The organism is Halobellus clavatus, assembly GCF_900107195.1.
GTDB lineage: Archaea > Halobacteriota > Halobacteria > Halobacteriales > Haloferacaceae > Haloquadratum > Haloquadratum clavatum.
On the sequence record NZ_FNPB01000004.1, the window covers coordinates 186624 to 203744 of the forward strand.

A 17121-nucleotide genomic window follows, 5' to 3' on the forward strand; every position below is an offset into this window, starting at 1 on the left:
CTGTGTGTTCCGGCTCACCCCCACCGCCCGGCGGGCTTTTGGCCCCACCGTCCGAACGGCCGGCGTGATGGAGTGCGCGTTCGTCGGCGCGGGGGCTGTCGCCGAGAAGTACGCCGCGGGACTGTCGGAGTCGTCGATCGAGCTGACGGCGGTCTGCGATCTCGCGATGGACCGGGCCGAGCGGCTGGCGGACGCACACGGTGCGACGCCCTACAGCGATCTGGAGTCGCTTCTCGACGCCGAGCGCGTCCCTCTCGTGGTCAACCTCACGAGCCACGCCGCACACGCCGATGTGACCGAGACGGCCCTCGGCCGCGGCCGACACGTGTTCAGCGAGAAACCCCTGGCGCTCGACGCCGACCGGGCCGCCGCCCTGGTCGAAGCGGCGGACGAGCGGAACCTGGCCCTCGATTGCGCGCCGATCACTCACCGCTGTGATGCCCAGCGACACGCCCAGTCGTTCCTGCGAGACGGCCGGTTCGGTCCGGTTCGACTGGGCTACGCCCACGCCCACGTCGGTCGTGTGAACGAGTGGCACGACTCGCCGGGGTCGTTTCTCTCGGTCGGGCCGCTGTACGACGGGGCGGTCTACCCCCTGACCCTGCTCGTCGAGTGGTTCGGCCCGGTCGAACGCATCCGGGTCGCGGACGCACTCGACATCTGGCCCGACCGGGCGGACGACCGGCCGGAACGGCCGGCGCACGTCGAGTCCACCATCGAATTCGCGTCGGGCCCGGTCGTCCGGCTGACAGCGAGCCTCTATGCCCCACACCGGAGCCGCGAATTCTACGGACTCGAACTGCACGGCGACGACGGATCGCTGTCTCTCGACGACACCGGGGCACTCGCGGCCCGCCCCGACACGGTCTCCGTCGGTGGGCTGGGTCGGCCCTACGTGTCGGCTCCGCATCCGTCTCCGGAGCGCGAACGCTCACACCTCTCGGGCCCGGCGCAGTTGGCCGCGGCCATCCGCAACGGGCGGCGGCCGACCCGTGGGGCACGACGAGCCGCACACGTCGTCGCCGTCTGCAACGCGATCGAACGCGCCGCTCGGGACAGGACCGAGGTGGCGGTGTCGATCACTGAGCGGGACCGGTCGGCGTTGACAGTGACGACCCCCGAGACACTCGCCGTTCGACCGCCGACGCAGTCGGCCTCACTGATCGGTGCGGACACCGACGAGCGGATGCGGAACGGAGCGCTTCGCCTCCCCCCGGTCGGGTTCGGCTGTTCGCGCTACCGCGACGGCGCCTACGTCGACCGCATCGATTCGATCGCGACGGCACTCGACGCGGGCTATCGGCTCCTCGACTCGGCGGAACTCTACGGCAACGAGGCGCGTATCGGGGACCTCCTGGACGCGCCGGGGTCGCCCGACCGCGACGGTCTCGTTCTCGTCAGCAAAGTCTGGAACACGAACCACGCGCACGTCGCAGAGGCCTGCGAGGGGACGCTCACGGAGTTGGGCATCGACGCCCTCGACGCCTATTTGCTCCACTGGCCGGACGCGTGGCAGTACCAGGGGCCACTCACTGAACTGGCGGACCTGCCCCCGGCCGAACAGGAGGCACTGACGTTCCCGACAGACGACGCGGGTGCTCCCGCGACCGCCGACGTTCCGCTGACCGAGACCTGGCGGCGGATGGAAGCGGTCCACGACCGGGGCCTCACCCGAACGATCGGCGTCTGCAACGTCTCACTCGCGCAGCTGCAGGAGCTCATCGAGATCGCTCGGATCCCACCGGCGATCGTACAGATCGAATCACATCCGTATCGTCCACGGGACGACCTGATCGAGGCGTGTCACGCCCGCGGCATTCGTGTGATGGCTCACTCGCCGCTCTCGGCCCCTGGACTCCTCGAAGAGCCGGTGCTCGAAGCGATCGCCGCCGAGCACGACGTCGCTCCGGCGGCCGTGGCCATCGCCTACCACGTCGACCGCGGCGTCGTCCCGATTCCCTCGAGCACCGACGCCGACCACGTCGTCGATAACCTCGCGGCCGCGCGGCTGCAACTCACCGAATCGGACCGCGATCGGCTGTCGACGCTGGCCGGGACGGAGTACGAACGGTGAGTACCGCTGGCGTCGTCCCCGGGCCGCTCCGCCGGCAGTGGGCGGGAGTCGTCGTCTCGCTCGCTGCCGTCGTCACCGGCGGTGCGGCGGTACTGTCCGTCGGCGTCTCCACGGCCGTCCCGCTCATCGGAGTCGGTCCAGTCGGACTCTCTGCGGGGGCTCGATGGACGCTTCCGACGGTCGCCATCGCCGGGTACATCGCGTGGTTCTGTTACCGTCACCTCGACGCGAACCGGCCCGAATCGGACGACGACGATGTGTACCGTTCGCTCGGCGCGCCGAACCTCGTGACGCTCGGACGCGGCACGCTCTTCGCCGCCGTCGCGGGGTTCGGCGTCCTGGTACCGACGGCCCGGATCGCGTGGGTACCGGCGGTGCTCTACGGCGCGGGCTGTGCGCTGGATGCCGTCGACGGGCTCCTGGCCCGTCGCTACGATCGGGCCACCGAACTCGGAGCGAAGTTGGATATGGCCGTCGACACCACCGGGTTCCTCGTCGCGCCGGTCACCGCCGTCTTGTGGGGGGAGCTCCCGGTCTGGTACCTGTCGCTGTCGGCGGCGCGGTACCTGTTCAAACTCGGGCGCGGCCTCCGACGGTATCGGGGGCAGCCCGTGCACGAGCTTCCGCCGAGTCGGCTTCGCCGTCCCCTGGCAGGCCTCCAGATGGCGTTCATCGCCTTCGCGCTCTCGCCGCTGTTTCCCGAGGTGGTCCCGCCGCTGGCGGTCCTCGTGCTCGTGCCGTCACTGGCGGTGTTCGGCCGTGACTACCTCGTCGTCGCCGGTCGGCTCGGCGGGTCCGAGTAGGCGCGCCAGCGACCGCGATCCGAGGGCGGTCAGCCGACCGCGCGGATGAGCACGAAGAGCGTTCCCACGGAGCCGAGCGTCGTCAGAAACACGTTCAGCGACGCGAACTCCGGGTCGCCCCCGAGTTCGTTCGCGAACACGTACGTCGAGACGGCCGTCGGCGTCCCGAGCATCACGACCGACGCGGCGAATGCCGCGGGATCCACGCGGAGGAGCGAGAAGACGGCCCACGCCAGGATCGGCATCACGCCGATCTTCAGGGCGACGACCGCAGCGCTCGCGCCGACGTCGACCTCCGGGAGATCGATCTGGAGCGTCGCCCCGACGCACAGGAGCGCGAGGGGCAGCGCGAGCGTTCCCAACACGTCCAGGCCCGCCGTGAGCGACCCCGGAAGCGAGAGCCCGAGCGAGCCGACTGTCAGCCCCAGGAGTAACACGACGAGTACCGGGTTACGGGCCAACTGGGAGAGTTCGCTCCGGACTGAGCCGCCGAATTCGCCGCCGCTTGTCAGTACGATGATCGTCAGCGGGACTTGCGTCAGGGAGGCCACGCCCAGGACGACACTCGCCAGCGCCGTCACGTCGTCGCTGAACGTCGCTGCGACGAGCGGCAACCCGAGATATCCGAGGTTCGAGTGGTACGACTGAACGATCGCGACGCTCCGGCGGTCACGGGCCGTCCGCGCTCGGTGGATCACCCACGCCAGGCCGGCGATCCCGACCAGGACGACGACGGGTCCGAGTAGTAGCGCCGGCGTGAGCAGTTCGCCGATCGTTCGATCGTACGTCGAGACGAAGACGAGCGCCGGCAGCGCGACGTAGTACGCGAGGGCGTTGAGGCGCTGTGTCCGGCCCTCGTCGAGGATCCCGACAGACCGGAGCCCGGTGCCGAGGGCGAGAAGCACCAGCAGCCCAAGCAGCCGGCCGAGCACCTCCATATCGTGCTGGACTCGGCGGGAGTCCTTACACCGTTCGGTCCCGCTCCGGATCTTTATTGTGCCCCCGTTCGACTGATCTGTATGCACGAGCGCACCGAGGAACTGATCGAGGAGTTCGATATCGTCCCGGAACTGCTCGAAGGGTTACTCCTGGAGTACGCCCCGGACTTCGACGGCACCGATCCCAGTTCGCTCGACGAGGCCGAGGCACAGGTGTACGAGTTTCTCACCGAGGCGGACCAGCCGATCCGCTCTGCGGCAGATCACTTCTACCAGTTCGAGGTCAGCGACGAGTACGGAGTTCGCTCGGATGCGCCGGCGACCGAGCCCGATTTCGAGATGGCGCTCGAAACACTCGTCACCGAGGGACTGATCGCCAGAACCGACGAGGATCCGCCCCGCTACGCCGCGTCGTTTCACGACGCGCTGTGGGAACTCGGACCGGACTTCACCCCCGGGAGGGTCGATCGGCTCTGTTCGGCGACCGGTATGGACCCCAGCGCCGTCTACCGGACGATTCTGGGATCGCTCGACCTCGACCTGGAGATCGGACGATGAGTGACGAAGCAGCAAGCTCCGAGACTGACGAGGACGTCACCAGTCGGATCGAGGACGCCCCGTCACCGAGCGCGGTCGACGTCCCCGACGCTCCCGCGGACCAGCAGGCGCTGGCAGCGGACCTCCTCGAAGACGCCAAGACCTCTCCGGGAGACGTCACACACGAGGACATCGCTCGAGTCGTCGCACTGCTCTCGACCGACGACCCCGAAGCGCGCTCCAGCGCCGCGAAGGTGCTCCAGCACCTCTACAACCAACCGCACCTCTTCGCGCCCTACATCGAGGAGTTGCTCTCGAACGTTGGTTCGTACCCGGAGGAGTTCGAGGGGATCCCCGCGCCAGCCGTGTGGATGGGGTCGCCACACGTTCGCGCGACGATCTACGTCACAGACTCGCTCGCCAGAGTGGCCCAGCGACAGCCGGAGCTCTTCGTCCCGCACGTCGAGACGATGGAGACGATGCTCCGAAGCGACCGGAACGTCTCGCGATACGTGCTCTTTATTCTGGGACTGACGGAGGCTGAAGCGCCCGGACAGGTGTCTCGCGAGTGGGTGCGAGCGTCGCTCTGTGACCTCCTCGACCGCGGTCGCGGCAACGGCTACCCGTCGTGGGCGGCCGACGTCCTCGGCAAACTCGGCGACGCCGAGGCCCTGCCGGCGATCCGTGCTGCCCACCCCGGAGACGACGCCGACGAACGGACGCGTGAGGCCTTCGACGGCGCGATCGAGGCCCTCGAATCGGTCGAGTAACCGAGACGACGACCAGCCGGCACGCAACACGGATCCCGGGTCGGTGTGCCGGGGCCCCCGCGGGTCGACCTGGGCCGACGGTCGGATCACCCACCAGCTGGGCTCGCGAGTGGGGCGCACCGGGCGCCCGGCGGAGGTAGGCCTTTGATGATCGGCCGCGTACGCCGCCGGTATGAACGCACCTGACGGGTTTCGATTCGACTTTCACCCCGGAACGATCGTCGCCGGTGCCGGCTGTGTCGCGACCCTCGGCGAGGAACTCGACGCCCGCGGATACGAACGGGCGATCCTCGTGAGCGGACAGACCGTCGGAACGACACCGGCGGTGGTCGAGCCGATCCGCGACGGACTCGGTGACAGGCTGGTCGCGGAATTCCCCGAAACCACGCCCGAAAAGACGCTCGGGACCGCACTCGCGGGACTGCGACGCGCCCGTGAGGCAGACGCGGACGTCGTCGTCGCCGTCGGCGGCGGAAGCACGCTCGACACGGCGAAGGCGCTCTGTGCGTTGGACTCGTACGGACCTGCGGCAGAAGACGCTGCCCGAGACGCTGTGGAGTCCGGCGACCTCTCCGTTGCCGAGGCCGATCCGATCCCGCTCGTGGCCGTCCCGACGACGCTGGCCGGTGCGGATCTCTCGGATCTGGCCGGCGTGACACTCACGCTCGATCGTGGCATACCGACCGACGGCTCCCCGCCGAGCGGCGGCGTCTCCGACCCCAGACTGATGCCCGAGGCGCTGTTCTACGACGCCGAACTGTATCGGACAACGCCGACGTCAGTCCTCGCAGCGTCCGCGATGAACGGCTTCGACAAGGGACTCGAAGCGCTCTATTCACCGCTCGCAACTCCGATCACCGACGGGACGGCCGCTCGCGGCCTTCGCCTCCTGGCTCCCGCACTGGGGACGATCCGGCAGGAACAGATGGACGGGGCGCGCCTCGAAGACATCCTCTCGGGTATTGTGGCCGTCCAGTACGGTCTCGCCGGTGCGGACGGCTACCGGGCGTCGATCATCCACGCGTTCGGGCACGGGTTCTCTCACGGATACGACGTGCATCAGGGAACGATCCACGGCGTTCTCGCGCCGCACGTTCTCCGGTACGTCTTCGACCGGGTCGACGGCCGGCGTGACCGCATCGCCGAGGCGCTCGACGTGACGACCACGGGGGGCCCGGAGGCGACCGCCGCAGCCATCATCGGCGCCGTCGCGGACGTCCGCGACGACCTCGGACTGCCCAACCGCCTCCGGGACGTCCAGGGGGTGGGCCAGACCGACTTCCCAGCCATCGCCGCGGCGATCTGCGACGACGACCTGCTGGCGGTCGCGCCCGAGGGGATCGATCCGGATCCTCAGGACGTCGTCGCTATCCTGGAGCGAGCGTGGTGACGGAAAACTGACAGTTACCGCGCCTCACTGGTCCGACCCGTCGGCTTCGCCCCCACCTGTGGCGTCGACTTCGACGTCTGCCTCGCGAACCGCGCCGGCCAACCGGGAGGATTCGGGAACCGATCGGCGGAACGCCTCGGTCCCGACGCCGGCGTCGCCGTTGACAGACAGGAACGCCAGGTCCCCGGCAGGTGCCTCGTCGAGGTTGACGAGAAACGCCACCTTCCGCTCGGCGGGGACCCCGTCGATCGCGAGTTCGGGGTCCACCGATCCGTAGAGCCGCCGGTGTTCGAACACGTGTTCGACGCACTTCGCGGTCGGAGCGAACAGCAGCAACAGGTGAACGCCGGGGCCCTCCCGCCCGAGTCGCTTCCGGAGGTCGTGAGCGTCGTCGGCGTAGAAGTATCGCTCCATCCGCCGGTACTGTCGGAGGATCTCGTTTGCCCCCGCCGCCATCCGGACCGCGGGATCGGCCTTCAGTTCGACGAGGTAGTCGACTCGGTTCGGCGGCGACGTCCGGACGTAGACGTCCACCGACCCGCGGTTCCCGTAGTGGTCGTATGGTTCTTCGAGGGCGACGTCGGACCCGGTGAACGCCGCCTCGAAGTGTTCGACCACGGCGCTCGCCAGTTCGTCCTCCCGCATCACCCGTACCGACTCGGCCGGCGGATAAATGCGCTCCGCTGTCGGCCTCTCCGAAGAACGAACCCACGCCACAGCGATCGGTGATCGCTGGCGGTCCGTCACGCTCTTGAGGACCCACGGAGTACAGCCGCGTATGCGAGCAGTCCTCGTGATCGCCGGCGGTCGATCGACCCGGTTCGGCGACCGCGACAAGGCCGTCGCCGAACTCGACGGGACGCCGATGATCCGGCGGGTCGTCGATCGGGTCGCCGACGTCGTCGACGAGGTGGTGATCAACTGCCGGGCGGATCAGGTCGATCCCATCTCGGCGGCGCTCGACGACGGGTCGTTCGACCCGACGTTCGCGGTGGACCGAGAGACCGACGGCGGGCCGATGGCCGGCATCGCGCGAGGGCTCGAAGCGATCGACGCGGCGTACACGCTGGTCGTCGCTTGCGATATGCCGTTCGTCGATCCGGTCTTCGTCGATTACCTGTTCGAGCGCGCGACCGACCGTGAGGCTGCCATCCCGCGGCCAGACGAGTGGTTCCAAACGACTCAGGCCGTCTACCGGACCGAGCCGATGCTCGCGGCCTGCCGACGGGCACTCGAACGTGACGACCACCGGATCATCGCACCGGTCGAGGACCTCGACGTCGTCGTGATCGACGACGCGGACATCGACCGCGTCTCGTCGCTCGACACGTTCGAGAACGTGAACACGCAGGCGGAACTCCGACAGGCGACCGAGCGACTGCAGCGAGACTGAGAACCTTGGACCGGTTCTGCGATCGAGTCAACTCACTGCCGACTCAGTTCCGGACGACGTCGACGATCGGATCGTCTGCACGCATCTCTGCCAGGACGACTCGGGGGACGTCCGCGCGGTCGTGAATCTCGGCGGCGACCTCTCTGGCAGTCGCCGCCAGGGCGTCGTCGTCGACCATATTCAGGAGCGGGATCGACGTCGCGTCCGGCGGGACCGACTTGCGTCCGCCCTCCTCGCTGGCGAGGACGGTCGCGAGATCCGCGGCACTGATCTCGTCGCCGGGGTCGAGTCCCGTCAGTGCCGAGACCTCGTCGACGCGGTGGACGAGGTCGTCCGAGAGCGGTTCGCCCACGACGTGCACGCTCGCGATCGGCACCACGGTGTCGGCGCTCGACGGAACCCGCGGTTCGTCCGTACTGGGGGCCTTGAGTCGTCGCATTCGCGCGCCGTCCGCTTTGGCGAGGATCGGGACGTCGCGCGCTGCGAGATCGTCGAGCACCGAGAGTTCGTAGCCGTAGTAGCGGTCCTCGCGCTCGCGCTCGGGCACGACACCGAGCGGCCAGTCGGCGTCCGTAGCGGCGAGCGCCTCGTCGACTACCGCACCGGGCGTCTCGGTGACGGCCACGCGGCCGACCCAGTCGTCGAAGATCGGAATCCGGACAGTCGCGGTGACGACGGCGCGGTCGAGTTCGTGCGCGAGCGTCGCCATCGTGGTCTTCTTCCCGCCAGCGCCGACCACGCAGGTCGTCCCCTCCGCGGCGTCGAGAGCTTGGACTGGGTTCATCTCAGGACAACTGTGCGGTGATGTCGGTCGAAGAGACCATCCCCACGAGATCGTCGTCGACCACGGGGAGGTGACTGAACCCGAAGTTCTCCATCATCGCGGCGGCCTCGGTGAGACGGAGTTCCGGCGGCACGGTCTCGACGGACCGGGTCATCACCTCCTCGACGGTGATCGAACTCGGATCGTGTTCGTCGGCGACGGCTTCGAGAACGTCAGTGCTCGTCACGATCGCAATCTCCGTCGAGGGGACCAGCAACGCGTTGATGTCGTGGCTCTTCATCCGTTTCGCCGCGTCGACGAGCGTCGCGTCGGGGCTCACAGTCACGAGCACCGTCGACATCACGTCTTCGACGAGCGTCGGTTCGTTGGACATAGACGTTGCGACGCTGCCGGGGGGTTTCGGTTTTTCGCCACGCGCCGATCGGTCCCCGAAGTATAACCCGACCCAGTCCGTCGTGTGTCCTGATGGCACGCGAAGTCACACACCGGGAGGACGGCCCCGACGTGATCGACCCCGAGGAACTCGACCCGGAGTACCGCGACGGCGGCATCTACATCTGCCGATGCGGGCTCTCCGACGACAAGCCGTTCTGCGACGGCTCCCATCGAGCGACGGCCGACGAGGAGGCGGGCGTCGATTACAAGTACGAAAACGACGACAGCGAGGCCCCACGGCACCGCATCGCGTCGATCGAGTTCGAGTCGCCGTAGCCGCTACTCGTTGTAGCGCTTGCGCTCCTGCGTCGGGTGCTCTTTGATGAACACCTTGGTCTGTGCGGGGATGTCCTCGGTAATCCAGGAGTTCGCACCGATGCTGACGTGGTCGCCGACGGTGATGGCGCCCAGCACTTTGGTCCCGGCCCCGATGACGACGTGGTCGCCGATCGTCGGGTGTCGCTCGTAGCCCTTCTTGAGCGCGTGCTCGTCGCTCTCTTCCTCCTCGAAGTGGAGCGCCCCGAGCGTGACGTCCTGATAGAGTCTGACCCACTCGCCGACCTCCGCGGTCTCGCCGATGACGACGCCCGTCCCGTGGTCGATGAAGAAGTGCTCGCCGATCTCAGCACCCGGATGGATGTCGATGCCCGTCTGGGTCTTCGCGTACTCGGTCAGTTCACGGGCGTATTCCGGCGCTCCGATGTCGTAGAGTACGTGTGCGACCCGCTGGACCGAAATCGCCAGGAAGCCCGGGTACGAGCGGATGATCTCCATATACGTCTTCGCCGCCGGATCGCCCTTGTACGCGGCCTCGACGTCGAGTTTCAGCGCCTCCCGGATCTCCGGGAGGCTGTCGAGCACTGCGGAGACCTTCTCGTCGGGCCGGCCGTCGGTGTACGGGCAGATCCCGGCTTTCACCAGGGTTCCCAGTTCGTCGAGTTGGTCTACGATTGCCAGTTCGTCGCGGACGAGTTCGGGCGCGTTCCAGCACGTCGGAAACAGCAGTTCCTGCAGCAGCGCAATCTCCTCGCGTCGGTGTTCGCGTTCGGGGAAACACGCTGTGACGCTCGTGGGGAACGGTTCGGAATCGTCCTGATACGCGGCGAACAACCGTTCGTGAGCGTCGCCAGCGTACCGATAATTCACCATAGCCTGGATTACTTCGGGAACCGTATTAGGGTAGTGTTTGCGGGGATGGCCGCCGACTGTGCCGGGTCCCGTTCCCGAATCCCGCGCAGTGCCTGAGTGCTCCCCGCCGCTGTCTCCCGGTCGCGATCTCATCTCCGATTTGATCGCTACTGATAGATATGATAATTGATAGAATACAAAAATACCAAGAAAAGTAATACGATCTCATCTCACTCGAACGACGTCCTCTGTACCACCTCGTTCGATTCCCTCGGTGTTTGCAACCCGATAGATTTCCGAATGTACCGAGTCGGTTCCTCGACAGTCGGACACCGACTATTCGTAAAATCCCTCTTCAGGGTACCAGTTGCGGTCGAATTCGTACTCTTCGACGAGCGACGCCCAGTTGTCCGGGAACTGGATCTGCTTCGTCACCGGCCCGCCGATCGACATCCCGATGATCGCGTTGAACGCGCCCGATCCGCCGATCGTCGCGATTTTCACCGAGTTATTGTCCTGATACTGAGATACCTGTTTGAGATGAATATCCGTGTCCTCGAACAGCTGTTCGTCCTCGAGGAGGACGGGACGACCCTCCGTTCGCATGTCTGAATTCTCGACGAGATACGATTTGATCTGGTCCTTGCTCAGGTCCGCCTTCGCGAGTTCGTCGGCGTTGTAGGGGTTGATCGCGTGCGTGACCGTGGCGTTGAGGTCCTCGCCCGAACTGCCGCGCATCGATCGGGGAGTGTTCTCGATCATATCGCGAAGAATCTGTTCGGCGGTGTTCTCGCGGGGAACCCACTGTGACCATCCGTTCGGGCCCGCGAGGGTGATGGTGCTGTCGTCCACGTCGTAACCGTGGGTGACGTGGTAGGGTTCCCAGGGGCTGGCTTCCTCGTTCTCGCCCGCGAGCATATAGAATTTCGCGGGGTTACCCATCACGCCCATATCCTTCTCGCCGGGGTAGATCTTCGCCGTGTTGCGGTACGCCATCCCCAGCGCGCGAGAGATCGTCTGATTCGCGTGGTAGTTGGGACCGAACGCCCCCGTCCCGCTCTCGATGTCCAGTTCGTTCCGCACCGGGCCGTTGACGATCCACTGGTAGGCCCACGACCCCGTGCTGACCGAGAACTGGATCGAGTTCGAGTCCGGGTCCGCGAGCGCCCGGGCCCCCGCCTCGAGGACCGGCAGATACGGCGGGACGCATCCGGCCATCACCGCGTTCGCCGCGAGGTCCTCGACCGTGAGCGGGTTGTCGTTGTTGCCTAACCGGCCGATGACGTGGTCCCGCGGGTGGTCCGTCCCCCGAAGCATCTCCGCGACGCGTTCCTCTGTCGGTGGCACGACCGGGAGGCCGTCAGTCATCCCCTCCTCGTACAGCGACCGGTACAGTTCCTCGAACGACTCCGAGTTCGATGATTCATCAGACATTGTGGGTGCTCCGTGCGGACCTCGGGTCGTCGCCGGATTCCGCCCCGGGCGTCGGCGACGCGCTGCCAGAGTCGTCTGCCGGACGTCGCGGCGGACCGTCGGCGGGATCGACGAGGGCCATACTCGGTGATGACGAATACAGTATATAAAGTTTGGCTCGCGGACGATACGAACCGATCGACGGGACGGACCCGCGACACCGGGGACGCAATTCCGTCTCACACTCCCCGCCGGTGTTGGTGACGCTGGCGACGGCAATCGTCTCGGCGTTCTCGTGGACGACGATCGGGCTCTTGCCGCTGAGTTCAAGCGTGACGTCGGTGACGTTGCCAGCGGCGTCCCGCGTCGGCAAACCCGCCCGACAGCAATCGGCAGGTCCCGTCCGGCGACTCTGTACAAAAAATTCATTATGGATGGTTTCCTGCTGTCAGGTGATTATGGCGAACACCTACGACTACGTCATCGTCGGCGCTGGGTCGGCCGGCTGCGTCCTGGTGAACCGCCTCTCGGCGGACGAGGACACCGACGTCCTGCTGCTGGAAGCCGGGAAGCCCGACGAGAAAGACGAGATTCACGTACCGACGCTGTTCCCCGGACTGATGCAGTCGGACGTGGACTGGGAGTACTGGACAGTTCCCCAGGAGGGACTCAACGGCCGCGAGGAGTACTGGCCGCGGGGCAAAACGCTCGGTGGCTCGTCGGCGATCAACGCGATGATGTACGTTCGGGGCAACCCCCACGACTACGACCGGTGGGCCGAACTCGGCAACGAGGGCTGGAGTTGGGACGAGATGCGCCCGTACTTCAAGCGGATGGAAGACTTCGAGGGCGGCGAGTCCGAGTATCACGGCGAGGGCGGCCCACTCTGGGTCGAACAGGAGCATCCCTACGGAGACGTCACGAACGCGCTGATCGACGCCGCCGTCGAAGTCGGATTCGACCGCAACGAGAACATCAACGCCGGCCAGCAAGAAGGGATGGGACCGCTCCCGCTGACAGTCAGGGACGGGACCCGAGAGAGCACTGCGGTCTCGTACCTCCATCCGGTCCTCGACCGAGAGAACCTCGCCGCTCAGACCGGCGCGCACGTCACGCAGATCGAGTTCGAGGGCGACACCGCCACCGGTGTCACCTACGTCCAGGACGGATCGACCGACACCGTCGACGCGGATCAGGAAGTGATCCTCTCGGCGGGTTCGATCGACTCCGTGCAGTTGCTGCTGCTCTCGGGGATCGGCCCCGCGGACGAACTTGAGGAACACGGGATCGACGTCAAGAACGACCTGCCCGGCGTCGGGAAGAACCTCCAGGATCACCTCGTCGCGTCCGCCGCGTACGAACTGCACGGCGATCCCGAGATCCAGCAGGGGGAAGTACTCTGTCAGGTCACCGGCTTCGAGCGGACCGACCCCGACCTCCCCGCGCCGGACCTCCAGTACTTCCTCGCGCGGGTCTACTTTATGCGCCACGGATTCGACAATCCCGAAGAGGGTGCCGGAATGACCCCGAGTGCGACGCTCTTACACCCCGAGAGCCGCGGCGAGATCACGCTCGCGTCCGCCGATCCCTTCGACGACCCGGTCATCGACCCGAACTATCTGGCCCACGAAGCGGACCTGGACACACTCGTCGAGGGGGTCAAGCGGACCCGTCAGATCGGCCACGCGGACGCGCTTGAAGAGTACCGCGGCGATGAAATCTGGCCCGAAGGCGACGTCGAGAACGACGCGGACCTGCGTGAGCACGTCCGCGAGACGGCCCAGACGATCTATCACCCCGTCGGGACCTGCAAGATGGGCGACGACGAGATGGCCGTCGTCGACGACGAGCTTCGGGTCCACGGGATGAACGACCTGCGGGTCGTCGACGCGTCGGTGATGCCGGAGATCACGAGCGGCAACACGAACGCCCCTACCATCGCCATCGCCGAGCGGGCCGCTGACATCATCCGCGGTCTCGACTAGTCGACGCCGGCCGAGCGCCTCCGCAGTCAGGCCTTGGACTGTGAAATGTCTCCGCAGTCACGCCGGCCTCCACTTCCTGCGTTCGTCGCACATCACCGGTTTCTCCGCCGAAACGGCCGAAACGGGGAAAGATACTATTTTATCACTCGGGACAGAAGTCTAACGCGAAATGACGATACTCGCCGCCGTCGACGAAAAAGAACGATCGAAGCACGTGATCGAAATCGCCCACGACCTCGCGACCACCTACGGTGACGACCTCGCCGTCCTGCACGTCATCCCGACGGAGGAACACGACGAACACCAGCGATCCATCCGCGACATCCCCGAGTTCGAGAACTTCTCGTTCAACGCCGAGGTCGAGAGCGCCGAGCGATTCGCCCGGAAGTTCGTGCTCGAGACGATCGACGACATCGACGACGATATACTCGATCCCCGCGGCCGAGTCGGTGACGTCGCAGAAGAGATCATCTCCGAGGCCGAAGGAGAAAAGCCGCGGTTTCTGGTCATCAGCGGTCGTCGCCGCTCGCCCACCGGCAAGGCCCTGTTTGGCAACAAGACACAGAAAGTGCTGCTGAACGTGAACTGCCCGGTCGTGACCCGAATGGACGAGGTCTGAGCACTCGGGGACACGCCAGCGATCCACCCGTTCTCTGATTGCGATCCACCCGCAGTGAGTACCACTGGACCGGGACAGCAGCGTCAGTCGCGAAAACTATCCTCTTTGATCACAACAAATTTATTCGTATCGGGCTGTCACACGAAGATATGCCGGCTCAACACGGCGGACGACGGATCGAGGCGGTCGACAAGAGCCTCGACATCCTGCGGTTCATCGCTGAAGAGGGCGATACGACCGTGTCGGTGATCGCCGAGCACGTGGGGCTCGCCCCCGGCACCGTCCACACGCACCTGTCGACGCTCCGGGCGCACGGGTTCATTGAGCAGGTGGACGGTCGATACCAACTCGGGATGGAGTTCATCCCGTTCAGCGAGCGCGTGCGGAATCAGACGCCGCTCTACCGAGCCGGAAAAGACGAAGTCGACAAACTGGCCCACCAGTACGACGCAGTCGCGCACCTGGCCACGGAGTACAACGGGAAGATTCTCATTCTTCACGAGACCTTCGGCGAAGACGCCGTGGGCAAACAGATCCACATCGAGAAGCGTGACGAGCCGCAGACGCATATGCACTGTACGGCGGCGGGGAAAGCGATCCTCGCACATCTGCCTGAAGAGCGCGTCACCGAGATCATCAACGAGAAGGGACTGCCCTCGTACACGTCCCACACGATCACCGACGAAGCGGCACTCGCCGACGAACTCGCCCGGATCCGCGAACAGCGCTTCGCCGTCAACAACGAGGAGGTCGTCCACGGGAACAAGGGGATCGGGGCCCCCGTCATCTACGACAACGGCGACGTCGCCGGTGCGATCAGTATCTCCGGGCCGGCGAACAACTGGCGCGACGCATCGATCGAAGAGGAACTGATCGAGGCGGTGATCCGCTCGGCAAACAACGCCGAGATCGAGATCTACACACAAACTGAGGCGTGATTTGACCCAGTCAAATACTCAGCGATGAGAACACCAAGAGAATAACTCGTGTACTCCTGTTAGCACACGGTTGAACCGCCGACCGAGACGACTTTGTTTCAGGATCTTTCACGAGAGAAGTTGTCAAGACCCAAGATTCGCCGCTTCTGTCCAACACTAGTCACCTTGTCACGGATTTACGTGCCACAATATTCTTTTTGAGAGGGTCAAATACCTGCTCGCCGGAGTGCTTCAGCGAGTCGGGTACTCGCCCCGTCCGACCTGCGAGTCCGGCGACTCTCCCGCGGTGAGCGAAAGATATTAGTTAGTGTTTTCATACACGATAGAACGTGATGTACGATTATATCATCGTCGGCGGCGGTGCGGCCGGGTGTACACTCGCACACCGGCTGACGGCGGACCGATCTGTCGACGTCTTACTCCTCGAATCGGGGAATCCCGAAGAGGACCGCGATGCAGTGAAAGATCCGACCCGCGTGTGGGACCTGCTGGGGTCAGACCTCGATTGGGGCTTCGAGGTCGAACCACAGCCAGGACTGAACGGCCGGTCTATCGCCTGGCCCCGCGGGAAGGCGCTCGGCGGATCGACCGTGATCAACGGAATGGCGTACGTCCGCGGACACGCCTACGACTTCGACAACTGGGCGGATCTCGGCAACGACGGGTGGAGTTACGACGACCTGCTCCCGTACTTCAAAAAGTCCGAGAACCTGACTGCGGACGGCGACGCGGCGTACCACGGCACGGACGGGCCGCTCACCGTCTCGCGCGGGACCGAGCCGAGCGAACTCGACGAGATGCTGGTCGAGGCCGCCGAGGAAGTCGGTTTCGAGAAGAATATGGACTTCAACGGGGAACAGCAGTCCGGCGTCGGGTACTACCACTCGACGATCGAAGACGGCCATCGACACAGCACTGCGGCGGCATTCATCAAACCGATCCTGGACCGCGACAACCTGGACATCAAGACCGGCGCCCACGTCACCGAACTGACCTTCAGCGGCGACACCGCCACCGGTGTCGTCTACAACGAGGGCTGGACGAGTGACCAGGCGACGGTCGCCGAAGACGGCGAAGTGATCGTCGCGGCCGGCGCGATCCAGTCCCCGCAACTGCTGATGCTCTCGGGAATCGGTCCCGCCGACCATCTCAAAGACCACGACATCGACGTCAAAGTCGACCTGCCGGGCGTCGGGCAGAACCTCCAGGACCACCTCCGCGTCAACATCGCTTTCGAGACGACGGGCCCAGTCCCAACGCGGACCGACCGGGCGGGTCGCGGCACCCGATACGACCGCGTGAGCGTCGGTGCGTTCAAGCGCTCTGCCCCGGACCTCCCGGCGCCAGACATGCAGTTCGGGCTGGCCCCGGGTCTCTCCCCAGAGGAACCCGAGACCGGTTACGGGATCACCGTCCTCCCGCTGCGCCCGACGAGCACCGGCGAGGTCAGGCTCACGTCCGACGATCCCTACGACCACCCGGAGATCGATCCCAACTACCTCGACACCCAGAAGGACGTCGACGATATAATCACCTGTCTCCGGTGGGCCCGTCGGATCGGGGAGGCCGACGCGCTCGCGGAGATCCGCGACGAGGAACACCTGCCCGGTTCGGAGGCGGAGTCCGACGAAGAGCTCCTCGAGTACGCCCGGAACACCGCCGTCACCGGGTACCACGCGACCTGTACGGCCAAGATGGGCGACGACGACATGGCCGTCGTCGACGACGAACTCCGCGTCCACGGGCTGAACAACCTCCGCGTGATCGACGCCTCGGTGATGCCGGAGATCACGAGCGGCAACACGAACGCCCCCACTATCGCCATCGCCGAGAAGGGCGCTGATCTACTCAAGGAGGCACAGTAGCACACCTCGGGGGCACCGACAGATCCACCGTCTTTCTCCATCCGGTTTT

18 protein-coding genes are annotated in these 17121 nt (G+C 65.8%); 11 read left to right on the top strand and 7 right to left on the bottom strand.

Annotated elements, in window-relative coordinates; all coding sequences use genetic code 11:
• The first annotated feature begins 67 nt into the window (after nt 1-67).
• Together BLU74_RS07870 and BLU74_RS07875 are read left to right on the top strand one after the other, a co-directional pair.
• On the top strand, nt 68-2074 hold the full coding sequence (locus tag BLU74_RS07870; RefSeq protein ID WP_089766724.1) for an aldo/keto reductase: 2007 nt from the start codon (nt 68-70) through the stop codon (nt 2072-2074).
• Nucleotides 2071-2877 carry a CDP-alcohol phosphatidyltransferase family protein gene (locus BLU74_RS07875; RefSeq protein WP_089766725.1) on the top strand — a complete coding sequence of 269 codons (807 nt, stop codon included), beginning with the start codon at nt 2071-2073 and terminating at the stop codon, nt 2875-2877. The genes BLU74_RS07870 and BLU74_RS07875 overlap by 4 nt, the downstream gene beginning before the upstream one ends.
• Nucleotides 2878-2906: 29 nt before the next feature.
• On the opposite strand, the gene BLU74_RS07880 is transcribed toward BLU74_RS07875, so the two are convergent.
• On the bottom strand, nt 2907-3815 hold the full coding sequence (locus BLU74_RS07880; protein ID WP_089766726.1) for an AEC family transporter: 909 nt from the start codon (nt 3813-3815) through the stop codon (nt 2907-2909).
• A gap of 81 nt (nt 3816-3896) precedes the next feature.
• On the opposite strand from BLU74_RS07880, the gene BLU74_RS07885 reads away from it, so the two are divergent.
• The 3 genes from BLU74_RS07885 (at nt 3897) to BLU74_RS07895 (ending at nt 6512) form a co-directional block, all read left to right on the top strand.
• On the top strand, nt 3897-4373 hold the full coding sequence (locus tag BLU74_RS07885) for a hypothetical protein (RefSeq protein WP_089766727.1): 477 nt from the start codon (nt 3897-3899) through the stop codon (nt 4371-4373).
• Complete coding sequence (locus BLU74_RS07890) at nt 4370-5122, top strand: hypothetical protein (protein ID WP_089766728.1); 753 nt, start codon at nt 4370-4372, stop codon at nt 5120-5122. Before BLU74_RS07885 ends, BLU74_RS07890 begins: the two co-directional genes overlap by 4 nt.
• A gap of 172 nt (nt 5123-5294) precedes the next feature.
• Entirely contained in the window at nt 5295-6512 is a 1218-nt protein-coding gene (locus BLU74_RS07895) for an iron-containing alcohol dehydrogenase family protein (RefSeq protein WP_089766729.1), read from the top strand.
• 24 nt (nt 6513-6536) lie between these two features.
• Here BLU74_RS07895 and BLU74_RS07900 read toward each other — a convergent pair whose 3' ends face one another.
• The gene (locus tag BLU74_RS07900) at nt 6537-7157 is read right to left on the bottom strand and encodes a hypothetical protein (RefSeq protein ID WP_089766730.1); all 621 of its coding nucleotides are present in this window, start codon (nt 7155-7157) and stop codon (nt 6537-6539) included.
• A gap of 133 nt (nt 7158-7290) precedes the next feature.
• On the opposite strand from BLU74_RS07900, the gene mobA reads away from it, so the two are divergent.
• Nucleotides 7291-7905 (top strand): molybdenum cofactor guanylyltransferase, encoded by a 615-nt coding sequence (mobA, locus tag BLU74_RS07905; protein ID WP_089766836.1) that lies wholly within the window; start codon nt 7291-7293, stop codon nt 7903-7905.
• Nucleotides 7906-7948: 43 nt separating this feature from the next.
• On the opposite strand, the gene yqeC is transcribed toward mobA, so the two are convergent.
• Together yqeC and BLU74_RS07915 are read right to left on the bottom strand one after the other, a co-directional pair.
• Entirely contained in the window at nt 7949-8689 is a 741-nt protein-coding gene (gene yqeC / locus BLU74_RS07910) for a selenium cofactor biosynthesis protein YqeC (protein WP_089766731.1), read from the bottom strand.
• A 1-nt stretch (nt 8690) separates the two neighbouring features.
• Nucleotides 8691-9062: a CBS domain-containing protein gene (locus tag BLU74_RS07915; RefSeq protein ID WP_217635345.1), complete on the bottom strand. Its 372-nt coding sequence runs from the start codon at nt 9060-9062 to the stop codon at nt 8691-8693.
• A gap of 92 nt (nt 9063-9154) precedes the next feature.
• Here BLU74_RS07915 and BLU74_RS07920 point away from each other — a divergent pair, with 92 nt between their 5' ends.
• Nucleotides 9155-9400: a CDGSH iron-sulfur domain-containing protein gene (locus tag BLU74_RS07920; RefSeq protein WP_089766732.1), complete on the top strand. Its 246-nt coding sequence runs from the start codon at nt 9155-9157 to the stop codon at nt 9398-9400.
• A 3-nt stretch (nt 9401-9403) separates the two neighbouring features.
• Here BLU74_RS07920 and epsC read toward each other — a convergent pair whose 3' ends face one another.
• From epsC to BLU74_RS07935, 3 genes are all read right to left on the bottom strand, one after another.
• Nucleotides 9404-10270 (bottom strand): serine O-acetyltransferase EpsC, encoded by an 867-nt coding sequence (epsC, locus tag BLU74_RS07925; protein WP_089766838.1) that lies wholly within the window; start codon nt 10268-10270, stop codon nt 9404-9406.
• Between the two features lie 318 nt (nt 10271-10588).
• Nucleotides 10589-11686: a hypothetical protein gene (locus tag BLU74_RS07930; protein WP_089766733.1), complete on the bottom strand. Its 1098-nt coding sequence runs from the start codon at nt 11684-11686 to the stop codon at nt 10589-10591.
• Nucleotides 11679-12038 (bottom strand): hypothetical protein, encoded by a 360-nt coding sequence (locus BLU74_RS07935; protein ID WP_089766734.1) that lies wholly within the window; start codon nt 12036-12038, stop codon nt 11679-11681. The genes BLU74_RS07930 and BLU74_RS07935 overlap by 8 nt, the downstream gene beginning before the upstream one ends.
• Nucleotides 12039-12123: 85 nt before the next feature.
• Here BLU74_RS07935 and BLU74_RS07940 point away from each other — a divergent pair, with 85 nt between their 5' ends.
• The 4 genes from BLU74_RS07940 (at nt 12124) to BLU74_RS07955 (ending at nt 17072) form a co-directional block, all read left to right on the top strand.
• A complete protein-coding gene (locus BLU74_RS07940; RefSeq protein ID WP_175454594.1) occupies nt 12124-13650 on the top strand; it encodes a GMC family oxidoreductase in 1527 nt (508 codons plus the stop codon).
• A gap of 169 nt (nt 13651-13819) precedes the next feature.
• Nucleotides 13820-14269, top strand: coding sequence for a universal stress protein (locus BLU74_RS07945; RefSeq protein ID WP_089766735.1), 450 nt, complete (start codon nt 13820-13822; stop codon nt 14267-14269).
• Between the two features lie 149 nt (nt 14270-14418).
• On the top strand, nt 14419-15207 hold the full coding sequence (locus BLU74_RS07950) for an IclR family transcriptional regulator (RefSeq protein ID WP_089766736.1): 789 nt from the start codon (nt 14419-14421) through the stop codon (nt 15205-15207).
• Nucleotides 15208-15539: 332 nt separating this feature from the next.
• A complete protein-coding gene (locus BLU74_RS07955; protein WP_089766737.1) occupies nt 15540-17072 on the top strand; it encodes a GMC family oxidoreductase in 1533 nt (510 codons plus the stop codon).
• The last annotated feature ends 49 nt before the right edge of the window (nt 17073-17121 follow it).

Bases quoted from the DNA above. Each gene is read 5' to 3' on its own strand.
- BLU74_RS07915 (WP_217635345.1), bottom strand. From the start codon at position 9,062: ATGTCCAACGAACCGACGCTCGTCGAAGACGTGATGTCGACGGTGCTC.
- BLU74_RS07880 (WP_089766726.1), bottom strand. From the start codon at position 3,815: ATGGAGGTGCTCGGCCGGCTGCTTGGGCTGCTGGTGCTTCTCGCCCTC.
- BLU74_RS07950 (WP_089766736.1), top strand. From the start codon at position 14,419: ATGCCGGCTCAACACGGCGGACGACGGATCGAGGCGGTCGACAAGAGC.
- BLU74_RS07945 (WP_089766735.1), top strand. From the start codon at position 13,820: ATGACGATACTCGCCGCCGTCGACGAAAAAGAACGATCGAAGCACGTG.
- BLU74_RS07885 (WP_089766727.1), top strand. From the start codon at position 3,897: ATGCACGAGCGCACCGAGGAACTGATCGAGGAGTTCGATATCGTCCCG.
- BLU74_RS07890 (WP_089766728.1), top strand. From the start codon at position 4,370: ATGAGTGACGAAGCAGCAAGCTCCGAGACTGACGAGGACGTCACCAGT.
- BLU74_RS07870 (WP_089766724.1), top strand. From the start codon at position 68: ATGGAGTGCGCGTTCGTCGGCGCGGGGGCTGTCGCCGAGAAGTACGCC.
- BLU74_RS07930 (WP_089766733.1), bottom strand. From the start codon at position 11,686: ATGTCTGATGAATCATCGAACTCGGAGTCGTTCGAGGAACTGTACCGG.
- BLU74_RS07900 (WP_089766730.1), bottom strand. From the start codon at position 7,157: ATGCGGGAGGACGAACTGGCGAGCGCCGTGGTCGAACACTTCGAGGCG.
- mobA (WP_089766836.1), top strand. From the start codon at position 7,291: ATGCGAGCAGTCCTCGTGATCGCCGGCGGTCGATCGACCCGGTTCGGC.
- BLU74_RS07940 (WP_175454594.1), top strand. From the start codon at position 12,124: ATGGCGAACACCTACGACTACGTCATCGTCGGCGCTGGGTCGGCCGGC.
- yqeC (WP_089766731.1), bottom strand. From the start codon at position 8,689: ATGAACCCAGTCCAAGCTCTCGACGCCGCGGAGGGGACGACCTGCGTG.
- BLU74_RS07955 (WP_089766737.1), top strand. From the start codon at position 15,540: ATGTACGATTATATCATCGTCGGCGGCGGTGCGGCCGGGTGTACACTC.
- BLU74_RS07895 (WP_089766729.1), top strand. From the start codon at position 5,295: ATGAACGCACCTGACGGGTTTCGATTCGACTTTCACCCCGGAACGATC.
- BLU74_RS07920 (WP_089766732.1), top strand. From the start codon at position 9,155: ATGGCACGCGAAGTCACACACCGGGAGGACGGCCCCGACGTGATCGAC.